This is a genomic window from uncultured Wocania sp. (genome assembly GCF_964021735.1).
In the GTDB taxonomy this organism is placed as follows: domain Bacteria; phylum Bacteroidota; class Bacteroidia; order Flavobacteriales; family Flavobacteriaceae; genus Wocania_A.
Window position 1 is genome coordinate 1 of record NZ_CAXIBN010000064.1, and the last position, 16,401, is coordinate 16,401.

At 31.3% G+C, this 16,401-nt stretch carries 17 protein-coding genes; 6 read left to right on the forward strand and 11 right to left on the reverse strand.

Annotation, left to right across the window (positions count from 1 at the left end):
* Nucleotides 1-44: 44 nt before the first annotated feature.
* From AADI82_RS07425 to AADI82_RS07460, 8 genes are all read right to left on the reverse strand, one after another.
* A complete protein-coding gene (locus AADI82_RS07425; RefSeq protein WP_341215812.1) occupies nt 45-590 on the reverse strand; it encodes a VIT domain-containing protein in 546 nt (181 codons plus the stop codon).
* 151 nt (nt 591-741) lie between these two features.
* The gene (gene sppA / locus AADI82_RS07430; protein ID WP_341215813.1) at nt 742-2,505 is read right to left on the reverse strand and encodes a signal peptide peptidase SppA; all 1,764 of its coding nucleotides are present in this window, start codon (nt 2,503-2,505) and stop codon (nt 742-744) included.
* Nucleotides 2,506-2,551: 46 nt separating this feature from the next.
* The gene (locus AADI82_RS07435) at nt 2,552-3,562 is read right to left on the reverse strand and encodes an AMP-binding protein (protein ID WP_341215814.1); all 1,011 of its coding nucleotides are present in this window, start codon (nt 3,560-3,562) and stop codon (nt 2,552-2,554) included.
* 55 nt (nt 3,563-3,617) lie between these two features.
* On the reverse strand, nt 3,618-4,580 hold the full coding sequence (locus AADI82_RS07440) for a lysostaphin resistance A-like protein (protein WP_341215815.1): 963 nt from the start codon (nt 4,578-4,580) through the stop codon (nt 3,618-3,620).
* Entirely contained in the window at nt 4,577-5,611 is a 1,035-nt protein-coding gene (locus tag AADI82_RS07445; protein WP_341215828.1) for an o-succinylbenzoate synthase, read from the reverse strand. Before AADI82_RS07445 ends, AADI82_RS07440 begins: the two co-directional genes overlap by 4 nt.
* A 3-nt stretch (nt 5,612-5,614) precedes the next feature.
* Entirely contained in the window at nt 5,615-6,292 is a 678-nt protein-coding gene (locus tag AADI82_RS07450) for a metal-dependent hydrolase (protein WP_341215816.1), read from the reverse strand.
* Between the two features lie 33 nt (nt 6,293-6,325).
* Nucleotides 6,326-7,228, reverse strand: a complete 903-nt coding sequence (gene menA / locus AADI82_RS07455) for a 1,4-dihydroxy-2-naphthoate octaprenyltransferase (protein ID WP_341215817.1) — start codon at nt 7,226-7,228, stop codon at nt 6,326-6,328.
* On the reverse strand, nt 7,229-8,068 hold the full coding sequence (locus AADI82_RS07460; protein WP_341215818.1) for a 1,4-dihydroxy-2-naphthoyl-CoA synthase: 840 nt from the start codon (nt 8,066-8,068) through the stop codon (nt 7,229-7,231).
* 54 nt (nt 8,069-8,122) lie between these two features.
* On the opposite strand from AADI82_RS07460, the gene AADI82_RS07465 reads away from it, so the two are divergent.
* On the forward strand, nt 8,123-9,229 hold the full coding sequence (locus AADI82_RS07465; protein ID WP_341215819.1) for a C1 family peptidase: 1,107 nt from the start codon (nt 8,123-8,125) through the stop codon (nt 9,227-9,229).
* 158 nt (nt 9,230-9,387) lie between these two features.
* Entirely contained in the window at nt 9,388-9,564 is a 177-nt protein-coding gene (locus AADI82_RS07470; protein ID WP_341215820.1) for a hypothetical protein, read from the forward strand.
* Nucleotides 9,565-9,580: 16 nt separating this feature from the next.
* On the opposite strand, the gene AADI82_RS07475 is transcribed toward AADI82_RS07470, so the two are convergent.
* Entirely contained in the window at nt 9,581-10,246 is a 666-nt protein-coding gene (locus AADI82_RS07475) for a uracil-DNA glycosylase (protein ID WP_341215821.1), read from the reverse strand.
* A gap of 62 nt (nt 10,247-10,308) precedes the next feature.
* Between AADI82_RS07475 and AADI82_RS07480 the strand changes: the two genes are divergently transcribed.
* Nucleotides 10,309-11,802, forward strand: coding sequence for a YfcC family protein (locus AADI82_RS07480; protein WP_341215822.1), 1,494 nt, complete (start codon nt 10,309-10,311; stop codon nt 11,800-11,802).
* Nucleotides 11,803-11,804: 2 nt separating this feature from the next.
* Here AADI82_RS07480 and holA read toward each other — a convergent pair whose 3' ends face one another.
* Nucleotides 11,805-12,809 (reverse strand): DNA polymerase III subunit delta, encoded by a 1,005-nt coding sequence (holA, locus tag AADI82_RS07485; RefSeq protein WP_341215823.1) that lies wholly within the window; start codon nt 12,807-12,809, stop codon nt 11,805-11,807.
* A 26-nt stretch (nt 12,810-12,835) separates the two neighbouring features.
* On the opposite strand from holA, the gene AADI82_RS07490 reads away from it, so the two are divergent.
* From AADI82_RS07490 to AADI82_RS07500, 3 genes are all read left to right on the forward strand, one after another.
* A complete protein-coding gene (locus AADI82_RS07490) occupies nt 12,836-13,282 on the forward strand; it encodes a type I restriction enzyme HsdR N-terminal domain-containing protein (protein ID WP_341215824.1) in 447 nt (148 codons plus the stop codon).
* The gene (locus AADI82_RS07495; protein ID WP_341215825.1) at nt 13,279-14,271 is read left to right on the forward strand and encodes a glycosyltransferase family 2 protein; all 993 of its coding nucleotides are present in this window, start codon (nt 13,279-13,281) and stop codon (nt 14,269-14,271) included. The genes AADI82_RS07490 and AADI82_RS07495 overlap by 4 nt, the downstream gene beginning before the upstream one ends.
* A gap of 98 nt (nt 14,272-14,369) precedes the next feature.
* Nucleotides 14,370-15,209: an OmpA family protein gene (locus AADI82_RS07500; protein WP_341215826.1), complete on the forward strand. Its 840-nt coding sequence runs from the start codon at nt 14,370-14,372 to the stop codon at nt 15,207-15,209.
* A 265-nt stretch (nt 15,210-15,474) separates the two neighbouring features.
* On the opposite strand, the gene AADI82_RS07505 is transcribed toward AADI82_RS07500, so the two are convergent.
* Entirely contained in the window at nt 15,475-16,245 is a 771-nt protein-coding gene (locus AADI82_RS07505) for a hypothetical protein (protein ID WP_341215827.1), read from the reverse strand.
* Between the last annotated feature and the right edge of the window lie 156 nt (nt 16,246-16,401).

Consider the following 16,401-nt stretch of genomic DNA (forward strand, 5'->3'; position numbering starts at 1 on the left):
TTGAAGTAATTTGTTAATTTCATTCTTAGAGATTTGTTGTATGCCTACAAATTTTGATTGAATACATTTACCTCTAAAACAAAATGATCTAAATTTTTTTTAAATCCTAAAGGCAAATGAAAATAATGTGCTTCTTCACCAAAAATTAATTCTTGCTCGTACGACAAAACCACTCTTTTGTAGCCTTTGGCTGGAATAGGATATATTCTTGCTTTGTATTTATTACCTGTTCCTTTTTCTAATAAAATGGGGTCTACACGTTGTCTCACTACTGCTTCAAAAGCAACGCGACCTTGCTCTTTTTCTACAACAACCGCTTCTCTAAGTTTTCCGTTTACTTCTAAAGCTAACCCTGAAACTCGTTGCCCTTCACCTAAAGGAAAAGTTAATTCGCCTTCTAAAATTTCTTTGGTTGGATTGTAAAAAAGCATATCGTAAGTTGTGGTCGCGATATTCCCAACAACTTCTACTTTTATATCTAAAGATGTAATTCCCAGCTTATCGTTACCTACTTTTATTGATGGTATGCTTTGGGAAAACACGGCATACGGAAGAATTAAAAAAATGAATTTGCAGAACGTGGTTTTCATAATAGTTGATTTTTAGTTTAGCATAAAACTATAATCAAACTAAATATTAAAAAACCAACAATGAGTAAAGTGTATTTCTGAATGAGTTAACTATAAAAACAAAAAAGGTAAGTAAAAACTTAGCCTTTCAAATAATTAATTTATAAACTGTTTATTTAATTTCGATATTAAAAGGAAACAACAACTGAATGCCTTTTCGTCGAGACATCAATTTTATTTCTCTTATTATTTTGTAATTAGCTTCTCCTAATTCTTCTTTTAAAATATCTTCCTTTGTTTTTACTAAACCAAAACTTTGTAATATTTTTTCAAGGTCTTTTTCAAAAACAGGTAATTCTTTTATTTTATAATCTTCAATTTCTGCTGCTTGTGCTGCATATTCAAGTGCAATATCTAAACCTCCAAGTTCATCAACTAAACCATTATTCAAAGCATCAACACCAGTCCACACACGACCTTGAGCAATCGCTTTTACATCCTCTTGTGTCATATTTCTGCCAGTAGCAACTCTATTTGTAAATAACTCATAAATATCATTAATACTTTCTTTTATATATGCTTCTTGTCCTCCGTTCATCGGTTCAAAAAGACTGTATAGAATAGAATTTTTGTTAGTTGTTACTTGTTCTGCATTTATTCCCCATTTATCAGCAAGTCCTTTTACATTTGGTAACATTCCAAAAACACCAATGCTCCCCGTAATAGTTGTTGGTTCTGCTATAATTTTATCGGCATTACAAGCAATATAATATCCGCCAGAAGCAGCAAGGTCGCCCATTGATACAATAACAGGCTTTACTTTTTTAGTTAATTCTATTTCGCGCCAAATAAGTTCGCTCGCTAAAGCATTCCCTCCTGGAGAATTAACACGAATAACCACTGCTTTAACTTTATCGTCTTCTCTAGCGTCTTTTAACGAGCGATTCATGGCACCTTGACCAACATACTCTTCATCACCTTCTCCATATATAATTTCGCCTTCAGCATAAATAACTGCTATTTTGTTACTGCTCGTTTTCGTTTTTATTTTATTTGCAGTATACACCGCATAATCTCTTATAGAAATGGTCTTTATTTTTTTTGACGCTTCAACATTAATCGCATGCCTTAAACCATTTTGATACTCATCATAATAAGCGATTTTATCAATCATTTTAGACGATTGCGCTAAAGGTGCAGTCCTAGATAGTAAACTATCTGCAATGGTGTTTAACCTTTCGACAGATATATCTCTGCTTACCGAAATTTCTTTTTTAACCTCATTCCAGATACCATTCAAATACCCTTCAATTTGCTCGCGGTTATTAGCACTCATTTCATTTTCTAAGAAAGGCTCAACAGCACTTTTATATTTACCTAAACGAATCACTTCCATTTTAAGTCCAGATTTTTCTTGAAAATCTTTAAAGTATAAACGTTCTGTAGACAAACCATTAAACTCCATCATTCCAGCAGGATTCATATAAATAGTATCGGCAACAGAACTTAAGTAATAGTCTTTTTGAGTATAAATATCGGCGTAGGCCACAATAAATTTATTAGATTTTTTAAATTCTAAAAGAGCGTCTCTAATGGCTTTAGTTTGAGAGAAACCTGCTTGAATAAAATTATTATCTATTGATATGCCTTTAATTTTATTATCTGTCGCGGCATATTTTATGGCATCAATAATATTAAAAAGGCCATCTTTTCTGTTTTCATTTAAAAAATCATACTGTTTAAAAACAGTTTTTCCTGCGTAATCTTTTATCTGAAAATCTAACTTAAGGTCTAATACAGAATTATCTCTGACTGTAATCTTTTCATCTGACGATGAACCTGCTAATAATCCTATTACAATCAATAGTCCAAAACAAATAAAAAGGAACACAAAAATTCCTGTAACGGTAGATAGTACACGCTTTATAAAACTCATTATTAAAATTTTATTATTAGTAGATTAAATGTTGGCAATGTTACAATTAATTTTGAACTTTTATATGCTTTAAAGTTTTTTTACGTTGAATTTTGCCTGAAGAAGTTTCGATAAATCGATTAATACTGTAAACAATTTTAGGCTTTTCAAATTTTTCTAAATCTGAAAATAATGCATTATCTATTATATTTGAATTGCCTTCTACAACCAAAACAAGTTGTTCTCCTAAAAGGTCTTCCTTTTCAGAAGTAATAAAAAAACGTTGTTTTATTTTATTTTGAAGTTTAGCTTCAATTTGTTCGGGACATAACTTAACGCCGCCTGAATTTATAATATTATCATATCGCCCTAACCATTCAAATGTCGTATCGGAATATAATTTTACTATATCATTGGTTATTATACTTTCTTTTGAAATTCGAGGCGCGTTGATTACCAAACAGTTGCGTTCGTCTTGAGAAATTAAAATATTAGGCAGTACTTTAAAATGAGATGCCTCTACTTGTTCTGTATTGTAAAAATTATTAAGCTTTTTTAAAGCAATATGTGTTACAGTTTCGGTCATTCCGTAGGTTTCGTAAACATTGGGTTTTATATCTTGAATTACTATTTTTAAGGTGTTTGAAACTGCAGCTCCGCCAACAATAATGGTTTTAATGGCATTGCAATACCCATATGTTTTTTCCAGTTGTAAAGGTACCATAGCTGCAAAATCGTAGTGTTTCTCATAATCGAAAATAGGCTGCGATGTAGGCTGTGCCAAATCTAATTCCATACCCAAAATCATGGCTCTAACCAGCATCATTTTACCTGCTATATAATGAGCTGGCAAACAATATAAAGCCGTATCACCTGGTTTTAATTTGAAAAAATTTCCCGTCGCTATAGCAGAATTTACCATAGCTTGCTTTTTAATTTTAATGTATTTTGAATTGCCCGTAGATCCCGAAGTATTTACAATTATATAATCCTTTTTATCTAACCAATCGAGTAAAAAACCACCAATAATTTGTTCATACGGCAAGCCTTCTTTCACAAAACTATAGGCGACTTCCATAAGATCATCATACGAATAATGAACCTTATTGAGTTTAAATTTTAAATGAACTTTGTTATAACTGGGAATCACGATTTCTGATGTCTTCTAAAATTTTATAGTTTTCTTTTGGCGGTTCCACTACATTTCCTAATAATTTGTCTTTCCAATTTGTCCAATTATATTTTTTTGATAGGATAAACAATATTATCGGATAAACAATTAAAACGGGCATAATGATTTCCAAAGTAGTATGGTTAGCTTCTTCTGCTGTATATCTAAAAATAGCATCAGTTTGTAAAGCAGACCAATCTGAAGTAATTAATAATGCAGCAAGCAAATTATTTCCTAAATGAAAACCTAAAGCTAATTCTAACCCATCATCCATAAGCGTCATAATTCCTAATAGCAATCCTGTTCCAATATAAAACACCATAGTTACTAAACCTATTTCTGCTACTTCTGGATTTGCACTATGTGCTATACCAAAAAAAATAGAAGTAAATAGTAATGGAAACCATCTGTTTTTAACTAAATCGCCTATATGTTGCATAAAATAGCCTCTAAACAAATATTCTTCCAATCCTATTTGAAACGGAAAAAGCAACAAACTAATTATTAAAAGTATTGCAAATTTCTTTCCATCAAATTGCAACTCTATTAAAGAAGGATCTAGATAGTAAGAAATACCAAATGTTATGAGTGTAATAACTACAATAAGTAAAAACGAGAATACTATCCGTTTCCAATCTACTTTTTTTCTTGCTGTTGTGAGTGATAAAATGCTTCTTTGATGAACAAACTTTACAAAAACAAATAGTAAAATCAATAATATAGCAAATGGTGCCAAATTTATAATTAATGATAAATTTGCAGGAATCGATTTCATCATTTCGTAAGCCGCATCCATATCCTCTGGCGAAGTAAACAAGAATGCTATAAAATTTAGAACAAAAATTCCAGATATTAAAATACTTGTTAAAATAAACATCCATAATTCGCGTTTCCCTTTATAAACTTGTTGTATGTAATCCATCATAAATTAAATTTCCAATTAACACTACTATTATATTGCAATGTACCATTTTTTACTTGTAATGGGCTATCAAAATTATTAGTAAATAATGCACCTGTACCAAGTCCTTGAGGCATACTACTTTGTTTTTCATATGTATATTGCGCAATAGCATTAAGCCCAATATTACTTTCTAAAGCACTGGTAATCCACCAGCCCATTTTGTTGTTTTCAGCTATTTTAATCCATTCATCACTTCCCTTAAAACCTCCAATTAAACTCGGTTTTAAAATAATGTAATGTGGATTTATGGTTTGTAGTAATTCCTCTTTTTTTGTTACAGAAAAAACACCTATCAATTCTTCATCTAAAGCAATGGGTAATGGTGTGGCTTCACATAGTTTTGCCATAGTTTCAACTTGACCTTGTTTTATAGGTTGCTCGATAGAATGTAAATCGAGTTCTGATAATATTTTTAATTTCCCTAGAGCTTCATCTTTTGAAAAAGCACCATTGGCATCCACACGTAATTCAATGTCTTTTGATGAAAATTCTTTTCTAATTGATTTTATAAGATTAATTTCTGTTTGAAAATCAATCGCTCCTATCTTCATTTTTATACAATTGAATCCTGCTGAAATTTTATCTTTTATTTGTTGCTTCATAAAGCTTTCAGAACCCATCCATATGAGTCCGTTTATAGCAATTGAAGCCTTGCTTTTAGTAAAATCAGAAGGAAACAATTCAAATTTATTTTCGCTTTCTATAGATTTAAAAGCTGTTTCTAATCCAAATTGAATGCTAGGAAATTTTTTTAATTCATCCAACAATACCTCTAACCCTAGATGAATATTTATACAAGTCCATTTTAATATATCTTCGTAATGTGACACATCGTCAATGCTTAAACCACGGAAAACACTACATTCACCAATGCCTTTTTTTTTGTTGTGCTCTAAAATAATAAACCAAGTTTCCTTAGTTTTTAAAACACCTCGTGATGTTCCACTGGGTTGTTTAAAATTTAAAATGTATTTGTGGTAAGTGGCTATTATCATCTATAGTTCTAAACTTTCGCCGATTTCAAGAAGCATTAAATCTTTGTCTTTTTCAAAAAACTTGCGTTTAGCAACTTCGTGGTCTATTTCTATATAGCCAAAAGTATCAAAATGACAGCCTAAAATTTTATCACATTCCACAAAATCGCTAGCTAAAATAGCATCATCAATTCCCATGGTAAAATTATCGCCTATTGGTAAAATGGCTAAATCTAATTTGGTTTGAAGCGGAATTAATTTCATATCAAAAGTTAAAGCCGTATCGCCAGCTATGTAAATATTTTTATGTTCACCTTCAATTACAAAACCACCAGGTTGCCCACCATAACTACCATCTGGAAACGATGATGTATGAATAGCATTTACGTATTTAACACTTCCGAATTCAAAGTCCCAAGTTCCTCCATGATTCATGGGGTGCCCTTCTAAACCTAAATTTCCAAAATGCGTCACAATTTCATAATTAGAAATGATAACCGCATCGGTTCGTTTAGCAATAGCTTCAACATCTAAAATATGATCTTGATGCGCATGTGTTACTAAAATATAATCTGCTTTAAGCGTATTAATATCAATGTTTGAAGCTTTAGGATTTCCCGTTATAAAAGGGTCGACCAAAATATGAGTATCTTCAATTTGAATTCCTAAACTTGCGTGACCGTAAAATGTAATTTTCATGTGCTTTTATTTATCTAGAAAAATACAAAAAAACTATAATAAATGACCTATACCCATTAGAATTGCTAAAAACACAGTTGTTAATGCTAATTTTTTTAATTCTAGGTCTAATAATTTTGGAACTGAATTTTTATTCACTTTGATTAAATGAATAATTAAAGGAATGTAAGCAACAACAAAAATTAAATTATATGGTGATGTATAATATAATAGACCAAATAAAGCTGATAAAACCATAGCTAAACCAATAAGTACAGTGTGATATACTTTAACTTTATTTTGACCAAGTTTTACAGCAAAAGTCATTTTGTTTGATTTTTCATCTGAAATAATATCGCGCATATTATTCAAATTTAAAACCCCCATACTCAATAAGCCTATCGTACATGCGGGTAAAAACACAACATGATCAATGGTTTTAGCAAACAAGACATAGCACCCTATAACGCTAACTAATCCAAAAAAAACAAATACAAAAACATCGCCTAACCCTCTATATCCATAAGCATTACTTCCCATGGTGTAACGAATTGCTGCAACTATACAAGCAACACCTAAAACAAAGAAAAGCATTGTAAGCAAAAAGTGTTTAACTCCAAAAGCTGAAAATATAAGAGCAAAAGCTAAACCTATAGAAATTAAAATATTAATTCTAATGGCATTAAACATATCATCAGGAGAAATTTTACCACTTTGTATGGCACGTACTGGACCAATTCTATCGTTGTTATCTGTACCTTTAACACCATCGCCATAATCGTTTGCTAGATTAGATAATATTTGCAAACTCAGTGTTGTTAAAATAGCAAGAACGCATATTTTCCAATTAAAAAACCCATTATATTCTGCCAAACAAGATGCCAAAATAATTCCAGAAATTGATAGCGGTAGCGTTCTTAAACGCATAGTAGAAATCCAAAGAGAGATATTTTTCATTTACGGAATCCATTTTTTTACAAAGTTAGGTTTACGTTTTTCGAGGAAAGCATTTCTACCTTCAATAGCTTCATCTGTCATATATGCTAAACGTGTTGCTTCACCAGCAAATACTTGCTGCCCTACCATGCCATCATCCGTTAAATTCATAGCAAATTTCAACATTTTAATTGAGGTTGGAGATTTTGCCAATATCTCTTGCGCCCATTCATAAGCTGTATTTTCTAATTCATCATGCGGAATCACAGCATTAACCATTCCCATATCATAAGCTTCTTGCGCAGAATAGTTTCTACCTAAAAAGAAAATTTCACGTGCTTTTTTTTGTCCAACCATTTTAGCTAGATAAGCAGAACCATAACCCCCATCAAAACTCGTTACATCGGCATCGGTCTGTTTAAAAATAGCATGTTCTTTACTGGCAAGCGTTAAATCGCAAACTACATGTAAACTATGTCCGCCCCCAACTGCCCAACCAGGAACTACAGCAATAACTGCTTTTGGCATAAATCGGATAAGTCGTTGTACTTCTAAAATATTTAATCGATGGTATCCATCTTCTCCAACATATCCTTGATGCCCTCTTGCTTTTTGGTCGCCACCTGAGCAAAAACTCCAAATGCCATCTTTGGTTGATGGTCCTTCGGCAGATAATAAAACAACTCCTATATTAACATCTTCATTAGCATCATAAAAAGCATCATAAAGCTCACTTGTTGTTTTGGGTCTAAAGGCATTTCTAACATTTGGTCTATTAAAAGCTATTCTTGCAACACCATTACATTTTTTATAGGTAATATCTTGATATTCTTTAACAGTTACCCATTTTGCTTCCTCCATTTTTTATATTTTAGTCAAAAATAAATTTTATTTCATTAAAACACTTATTTCATCATGAAAAATAGTATTTCAATTTTCATTTTAGCTTTTGTTTCACTTGTAAGTTTTTCTCAATCTTATGAATTTGAAACTATAATAGATATAGAAACTACCGATGTTATTAGCCAAGGAAGCACAGGAACATGCTGGAGTTTTTCGACTTCATCATTTTTAGAAAGTGAAATAATACGCATTACAGGTAAAAAAATTGATTTGTCTGAAATGTACACCGTTCGCAATACTTACCCTAAAAAAGCATGGAATTATATGATGCGACAAGGAAAAGCTCAATTTAGCGAAGGTGGATTAGCACACGATGTTATTAATAGTGTAGCCGATTATGGTTTAGTACCAAACGATGCCTATTCTGGCTTAGAAGCCAATGTGTCAAGACACAATCACTCAGAAATGATAGCTGTTTTAAAAGGGTTATTAGATGTTTATATAGATAATCCTGGTCGTCTACTATCGCCAAAGTGGAAACAGGTAACTGAAAGTGTGCTAGATATTTACCTCGGTAAAAACATATCAACTTTTAATTATGATGGCGTGCAGTATACTCCCAAATCATTTTTAGAAATGACAAAAATAAACCCGAAAGATTACATAAGCATTACATCGTTTTCCCATGAACCCTACAATTCAAACTTCATATTAAATATTCCAGATAATTTTTCCAACGGTTCGTTTTTAAATGTAAAGCTGGATGATTTAGTTGCTATTACAAATAAAGCCCTAAAAGCAGGTTACACTGTTGAATTAGATTGCGATGTAAGTGAAAAAACCTTTTCATCAAAACATGGTTTAGCAGTTATACCGAAAGATGAGAATAGTAAACTAGATGCCCTAATAAAGGTGTTACCAGAAAAAGATATTACACAAACCTTAAGACAACAAGAGTTTGAAAATTATAATACTACTGATGACCATTTGATGCACATAACAGGTATGCTTAAAGACCAAAATGGAACTACTTATTATAAAGTAAAAAATTCTTGGGGTAAAAATTCTGAACGTGTCGCTAACGATGGATACATTTATATGAGTGAAGCATATTTTAGATTAAAAACAATTTCTATAATGGTACATAAAGATGTTGTTCCTGAAACAATATTGGATTAAATTTCTTGGGATAAAAATATTTTAACAAAATAAGTAGAAGTACGTATTGTTTTGTAGTCTTTTATTTATTAGTTTTGTATATAAATATAATTTAATCGTTAAAATTAGCATTTAAACTTGTTTTTTTGTATTTTGCCGATAAATTAACCCCAAGTACCATGTTATTAACAATTACTATTTCAATTTCTACATTAGTCGCCATAAATTTTTTATTGCTAAAGTTTAGCAGTAATAAGATTAATAGAACACCAAAAGCAACCAAAAAACCAATAGTTTTTAGACCAACTATTGCTTTAGAACATGAATCTGGAAAGCTCGCTCCTACTGGTAGCTAATTAGTATATTTGATTTTTACCAAGCAATTTTTTTTTTGCCTTTTTGCTCAAAAAGCAAATTTACTTTACTAAAATGCTTATTGCCAAACCAATACCCCCTATTAGCACTCAAAGGAGATGGATGTCCTGACTCTAATACATGATGCTTTTCCTTATTAATTAGTTTTACTTTTTGTTTTGCAAAACCTCCCCACAGTAAAAAAACAACACCTTCTTTTTTATCACTTATTATTTTTATTACCGCATCGGTAAAATTTTCCCATCCCTTTTTTTGATGACTACCAGCTTGATGAGCTCTAACTGTTAATGTCGCATTTAATAATAAAACCCCTTGATTAGCCCAACGCAATAGATTACCACTTTTAGGATATGGAATTCCTAAATCTGTCTCTATCTCTTTAAAAATATTAATTAATGATGGAGGGTGTGCCATATTATCATTAACAGAAAAACACAAGCCATTAGCTTGACCAACTCCATGGTATGGATCTTGACCAATTATTACAACTTTAACATCTTTAAAATGGCAATGATTGAATGCGTTAAAAATTTGGTTTCCAGGAGGAAAACAAGTTTGTGTTTTATATTCAGTTTTAACAAAATTAGTTAAACTATTAAAATAAGGCTTATCAAATTCTCTTTGTAAATAGGGTTTCCAACTTTCGTGTATGTCTACTTTCATTTCTAATGTTTCTAAAAAACACTAAAATATTACTATCTTTCGTCTAAATAAAATATACAGGATTGAAAAAAATAAAATTTCCAACCGCCCAAACTATACTTCTAATAATTGCTGGTTTAGTTGCTATTTTAACATGGCTAGTTCCTTCAGGAAAATACGACTCTTTATCGTATAACAAAGCTGAAAACACGTTTACCAAAACAAGTTTAAGCAAAACTGTAACATTAGCTGCAACTCAAGAAACTTTAGATGATCTTGAAATTAAAATTCCATTAGATAAATTCACAAATGGTGATATTTGGAAACCTATAAGTATTCCTAATACTTATAAAGAAGTTAAAGCGTCTCCGCAAGGTGTAACTGCATTTATAAAATCGCCCATAAAAGGAATAATAGAAGGTGCTGATATTATTTTTTTAGTATTAATTATTGGTGGTTTAATTGGTATTATAAATTATACAGGTGCTTTTGATGCCGGTATTTCTTGGTTAGCAGAAACATTAAAAGGCAATGAATACATCTTAATTATTCTAGTTACTGGGCTAATAGCTGCTGGAGGTACTACATTTGGTTTAGCTGAAGAAACTATAGCCTTCTACCCCATACTTATACCAATATTTTTAGCGGCTAAATATGATGCTATAGTTCCATTGGCTTGTATTTATATTGGTTCAACTATTGGTACTATGTGTTCTACAACTAATCCTTTTAGTGCTATTATTGCATCAGATGCTGCTGGTATTAATTGGACAACGGGAATTACTGGAAGATTTGTTATGTTAGGCTTAGGAACACTTATTTGTATCCTATATATTATTAGGTATGCGCAGCGTGTAAAAAAAGACCCAACAAAGTCGATTATTTATGATCAAAAAGAAGACATTGAAAAACATTTTGGTAGCACTACAAACGCTACTTTAAAATTAACCACTCGATTACGTTTTATTCTTTTTATTTTTATCTCGTGCTTTATTGTTATGATATATGGCGTTTCTCAATTAGAATGGTGGTTTATAGAAATGACTGTAGTCTTTTTGGTAGGGGCAATTGCTATAGGTGTTATTGGGAAAATAAAAGAGCACAATTTTGTTGATGTTTTTGTAAAAGGTGCTGGAGATTTATTAGGAGTAGCAATAATTATAGGAATTGCTAGAGGCGTTACCATAATTATGAATGATGGACAAATTAGTGATACGCTTTTGTACTATGCTAGTAATACCACCAATGGTATGAATAAAGGCATATTTATTAATGCGATGTTATATATTTATGGGGGTTTATCATTCTTTATTCCTTCGTCTTCAGGTATGGCAGTATTAACAATGCCTATAATGTCTCCTTTGGCAGATGGTGTTGGTATAGGACGAGAAATGATTGTAAACGCCTATCAATACGGTATGGGTTTATTCGCATTTATTAATCCAACAGGATTAATTTTAGCATCTTTAGCAATTGTAAAAGTTGGCTATAACAAATGGCTGAAATTTGTAATGCCATTAGTAATTATTTTGTTATTGTTTACCATGCTCGTTTTAACAATTTCTGTTTATATCTAAAATTAAGATAAAATTCTAAACAATAATTCCTTCAATAAATCTCCTTGAGGTACTGCGTTACTGCCAACACCTTTGCTTTTAACATCAAACTCACGCAATACAGAAACAATGGTACTTACGTTTCGCATAGGATAGTTTCTTGCAGCAGTAATATATTCGTTAACAAAATAAGGATTTACTTTTAAAGCCGATGCTACACTACGTGGCGATTTATCTTTCAAACCATGAAAATGAAGTAATTGCGAGAAAAAATTGAATAATAAAGATACTGTTACTACCATAGGATTGTCCTTTGGGTTTTCAGCAAAATAGTTAATTATTTGATGCGCTTTAACTGCATTTTTTTCGCCAATGGCTTTTCGTAATTCGAAATTATTAAAATCCTTACTAATACCTATATTTTCTTCAATAACTTCTGGTGTTATTTGGCTACCAGAAGGTAAAATAATTTGAAGCTTCTCTAATTCGTTATTAATTTTACTTAAATCGGTTCCTAAAAACTCAACCAGCATTTGTGCTGCTTTTGGAGAGATGGTATATTTTTTTGGTGATAAAACACGACGAATCCAATCGGCTACCTGATTTTCGTAAAGCTTTTTACTTTCGTAAACTATCCCCGTTTTTTTTAACGTTTTATATAAAGCTTTACGTTTGTCAATCTTTTTATATTTATAATTAAAAACTAAAACGGTTGTAGGTTGTGGGTTTTCTGCATAAGAAACCAATTTTTCGATAGTACGTGATAAATCCTGGGCTTCTTTTACAATAACAACCTGTCGTTCTGCCATCATGGGGTAACGCTTTGCATTCCCCACAATATCATCTATGGATACATCGCGTCCATATAAAACCATTTGATTGAACCCCTTTTCTTCTTCTAAAAGTACATTATCTTCAATAAAATCTGAAATCTTATCAATATAATAAGGCTCCTCACCCATTAAAAAGTAAATAGGCTTTAAATTTTTGTTTTTTATATCGGTTACTAATTGTTTGACTTCGTCCATTGAAAAAAAATCACCAAATTTGTGTAGTGCAAAAACTTAATTTCCCTACATATTCGTTTCGTTTCAAAAGTAGCGAAAATAAAATTTCTATTTTCGATAGTATTCGCAAAAAATTTGTGATTTTACAACCCGAAGAATGGGTACGCCAACATTGTGTTCAATATTTAATGGAAGTAAAAAGATATCCAAAATCTTTAATAAACGTTGAAAAAGAGCTCATTGTTAACGGTTTAAAGAAGCGATACGATATTGTAATTTATAATTCAAACGGAAGTATTCATCTAATTGTTGAGTGTAAATCGCCCACCATTACTGTTAACCAAAATACCTTCGATCAAATTGCACAGTATAATTTGGTGCTTAACGCTAGTTATTTAATGGTAACAAACGGATTAAATCATTATTATTGCCAAATGGATTTTGAAAATGAACGCTATCAATTTTTAAAAGATATTCCAGATTATAATTTATGAAATTAGCCATCGTTATACTAAATTGGAACGGAAGAAAACTATTGGAACAGTTTTTACCTTCGGTTATTGAGCATTCTTCTAGCGAAGCTAACGTTTACATTGCTGATAATGCCTCGACTGATGATTCGGTTTCTTTTATAAAAAGCACATTTCCATCAATTAAAATTATTCAAAATAAAGAAAATGGTGGGTATGCTAAAGGTTATAACGAGGCACTAAAAGACATTGACGCTGATGTGTTTTGCTTGTTGAATAGCGATGTTGAAGTTTCAAAAAATTGGCTCACTCCTATTATAGAAACCTTTAAAGCAGAATCAAATACAGCCATAATTCAACCAAAATTATTGGATTATAAAAAGAAAGATTATTTTGAATATGCTGGTGCTGCTGGTGGTTTTATAGATAAATTTGGGTATCCGTATTGCCGTGGACGAATTTTTAATACCATTGAAAAAGATAATAATCAATACAATGATACTTCAGAAATATTTTGGGCATCAGGTGCGTGCTTATTTATAAGAAGCACTATTTTTAAAACATTAAACGGGTTTGATGAAGCTTTTTTTGCCCACATGGAAGAAATAGATTTATGTTGGCGTGCAAAAAACTTGGGTTATCATATAAAATATGTTAGCGCATCTACAATTTATCATGTTGGTGGCGCTACACTTAGCAATACCAATCCTAAAAAAACCTTTCTTAATTTTAGAAATAGTTTATTCGCCTTAACAAAAAATGCAAAAGGCAATATTTTCTTTTTAATAGTTACACGATTAATTTTAGATAGTATAGCAGGTATTAAGTTTTTATTCGAATTAAAATTTAAACACACTATTGCCATTGTTAAAGCACATTTTAGCTATTACGGACACTTAAGTTATTTGCTAAAACAACGAAAAACATTAAATCAATCCATAAAATATTACCAAAAAACATCCATAGTGTTTGAATATTTCGTAAATAATAAAAACAATTATGAAAGTTTATAAATAGTTAGCAAAAGTTTTGTTAACAATGCCACAATCATCGGTTTTTTATATACTTTTGCGTAATCAACAAAAACAGGAAATTTAATCCATTATCAATTATGAAAAAAGTTTTATTACTTAGCTTATCTGCTATTTTTCTACTAAGCTCATGCGTATCGAAAAAGCAATTCACAGACTTACAAGCAAAACAAAAGGAGACTCAAGATTTGTTAAATTCTGCAACCGTTAAATTAAACTCATGTTTAGAAGACAGAGCAGCAGTAACTGCAAGAGCAACTGCTTTAGAAGAACAAATTGTAGATTTACGTAAAAACAATGACAACCTTCAAGTTTTATCTGCTAAAGGAGCAAGTAGTATAGAAAAAACACTTGAAAGTATTAAAGAAAAGGAACTTAAAATTACCCGTTTACAAGATGCACTTACCAAAAAAGATAGTGTAACATTGGCGTTGGTAACTAGCCTAAAACGCGAAGTTGGCATTAACGATCCAGATATAGAGGTAAACGTAGAAAAAGGTGTTGTGTTTATCTCAATTGCCGATAAATTATTATTCCAAAGCGGAAGCTACAACGTAACCACTAGAGCTAAAGAAGTTTTAGCAAAAGTTGCTAAAGTTATAAATAGTAAACCAGAATTTGAAGCTATGATTGAAGGTCATACAGACAGTAGATCGTACCAAAAAGGTGTACTTTTAGATAACTGGGATTTAAGTGTTAAGCGTTCTACATCTATCATTCGTGTATTGCAGGAGCTTGGTGTAAATCCAGGACAATTAATTGCAGCTGGACGTAGTTCTTATGTGCCTTTAGTAGATAATGATACTGCAGAAAACAGAGCAAAAAACAGACGTACACGTGTTGTTGTTTTACCTAAGATCGATCAATTTTACGAAATGATTGAAAAAGAAATGAAAAACTTAGAAGCTGGTGGACAATAATTAGCTTTCAATTATAATTTAAAAAGCCCGATTGAAAGATTGGGCTTTTTTGTGTGGTAAATTTGTTTAAATATTATGGCGTTACCCTATCGGGTCAGGCTTTCACTACTCGCTTCCTCCTATCGTTGGCGAGCTCAAACAAACCGTTCAATCCTTAACGCATGTGTTTGCCAACTGATGCATGCCTTTAAGTAAAAGTTGTTTTATTTTTAGAGAGGTTTATTTAATAACGGTAGCGCACGGGGTGCAACGTTTTTATTTTTCTTTACCACGAATGAAAGTAATACATAAAACTTCCATCATTCTTTAAATATAGTGTAAATCTTTCTCCTTCCGAATACATATGAGCAACTGTCGCAACTGAATTATATTCCATTGGGTTTTCAATAAAATGCAATTCTGTTAAGCTTCTATCCGACAATCCAGTAATCGCCTTTTGCCAAATTATCGCTCCTTTCTTGTTTTTACCCGTAAGTATGATTTTTTCTTTAACTTTTGAAACGTTCAAAGTTCCAAATTCAGTTTCTTGTATTTTGATAGGTTTCAATTCCAATTTCTGCTCAAAATCAACACCATAAAAAGGCCCGTCATCAAAAGTTGCTGTCATTTTTGGCAGATAATCTACATTCTCTACTTGAGAATAAAAATCAGCTCGTATAAAGTTAATTTTTTCTATGATTGATTTATTCAACAATTTAATAGAATCTATATCTCTGATTTTAAGATATAAATCTGAAATTTTGTTGAAATAAGTTGTGTCAATTTTTGCATAGCAATTAGGGTGATATTCCTTTAACTGATAAACAATCATTGGAATTATAAAATTCGTCTTGATTTTAGACTGACCTCTATCTTTGGCAAAATCCATTTTCATTAGCCCATCAAGTTCCGATTGTGGCCATTTTATTATTTCCATTTGGTCTAATCCAAAAAAATCAAGATATTTTATTTCGTAACAATCTTTCGAATCAGGTTCTTGTCCGAATGAAATCAGATTTAGTGTTAGAAATATTATTATTAAACTTCGAATTTCCATTATCTAGTCAAATGTTGTACAATATTATCTGTTTCAATATTGAAACAAGTTTAGCACAATTGATTTTTACACACAGCTAAACGAAGTAATCATTTTTTCTAAAAAAAATCAACAAATATTAAATTCTAACTCACCCACTTCATCATTAAAGCACAA

Excerpts from the sequence above, each read along its gene's own strand:
- AADI82_RS07425 (WP_341215812.1), bottom strand. The coding sequence starts at position 590 with ATGAAAACCACGTTCTGCAAATTCATTTTTTTAATTCTTCCGTATGCC.
- sppA (WP_341215813.1), bottom strand. The coding sequence starts at position 2,505 with ATGAGTTTTATAAAGCGTGTACTATCTACCGTTACAGGAATTTTTGTG.
- AADI82_RS07435 (WP_341215814.1), bottom strand. The coding sequence starts at position 3,562 with ATGGAAGTCGCCTATAGTTTTGTGAAAGAAGGCTTGCCGTATGAACAA.
- AADI82_RS07440 (WP_341215815.1), bottom strand. The coding sequence starts at position 4,580 with ATGATGGATTACATACAACAAGTTTATAAAGGGAAACGCGAATTATGG.
- AADI82_RS07450 (WP_341215816.1), bottom strand. The coding sequence starts at position 6,292 with ATGAAAATTACATTTTACGGTCACGCAAGTTTAGGAATTCAAATTGAA.
- menA (WP_341215817.1), bottom strand. The coding sequence starts at position 7,228 with ATGAAAAATATCTCTCTTTGGATTTCTACTATGCGTTTAAGAACGCTA.
- AADI82_RS07460 (WP_341215818.1), bottom strand. The coding sequence starts at position 8,068 with ATGGAGGAAGCAAAATGGGTAACTGTTAAAGAATATCAAGATATTACC.
- AADI82_RS07465 (WP_341215819.1), top strand. The coding sequence starts at position 8,123 with ATGAAAAATAGTATTTCAATTTTCATTTTAGCTTTTGTTTCACTTGTA.
- AADI82_RS07470 (WP_341215820.1), top strand. The coding sequence starts at position 9,388 with ATGTTATTAACAATTACTATTTCAATTTCTACATTAGTCGCCATAAAT.
- AADI82_RS07475 (WP_341215821.1), bottom strand. The coding sequence starts at position 10,246 with ATGAAAGTAGACATACACGAAAGTTGGAAACCCTATTTACAAAGAGAA.
- holA (WP_341215823.1), bottom strand. The coding sequence starts at position 12,809 with ATGGACGAAGTCAAACAATTAGTAACCGATATAAAAAACAAAAATTTA.
- AADI82_RS07495 (WP_341215825.1), top strand. The coding sequence starts at position 13,279 with ATGAAATTAGCCATCGTTATACTAAATTGGAACGGAAGAAAACTATTG.
- AADI82_RS07500 (WP_341215826.1), top strand. The coding sequence starts at position 14,370 with ATGAAAAAAGTTTTATTACTTAGCTTATCTGCTATTTTTCTACTAAGC.
- AADI82_RS07505 (WP_341215827.1), bottom strand. The coding sequence starts at position 16,245 with ATGGAAATTCGAAGTTTAATAATAATATTTCTAACACTAAATCTGATT.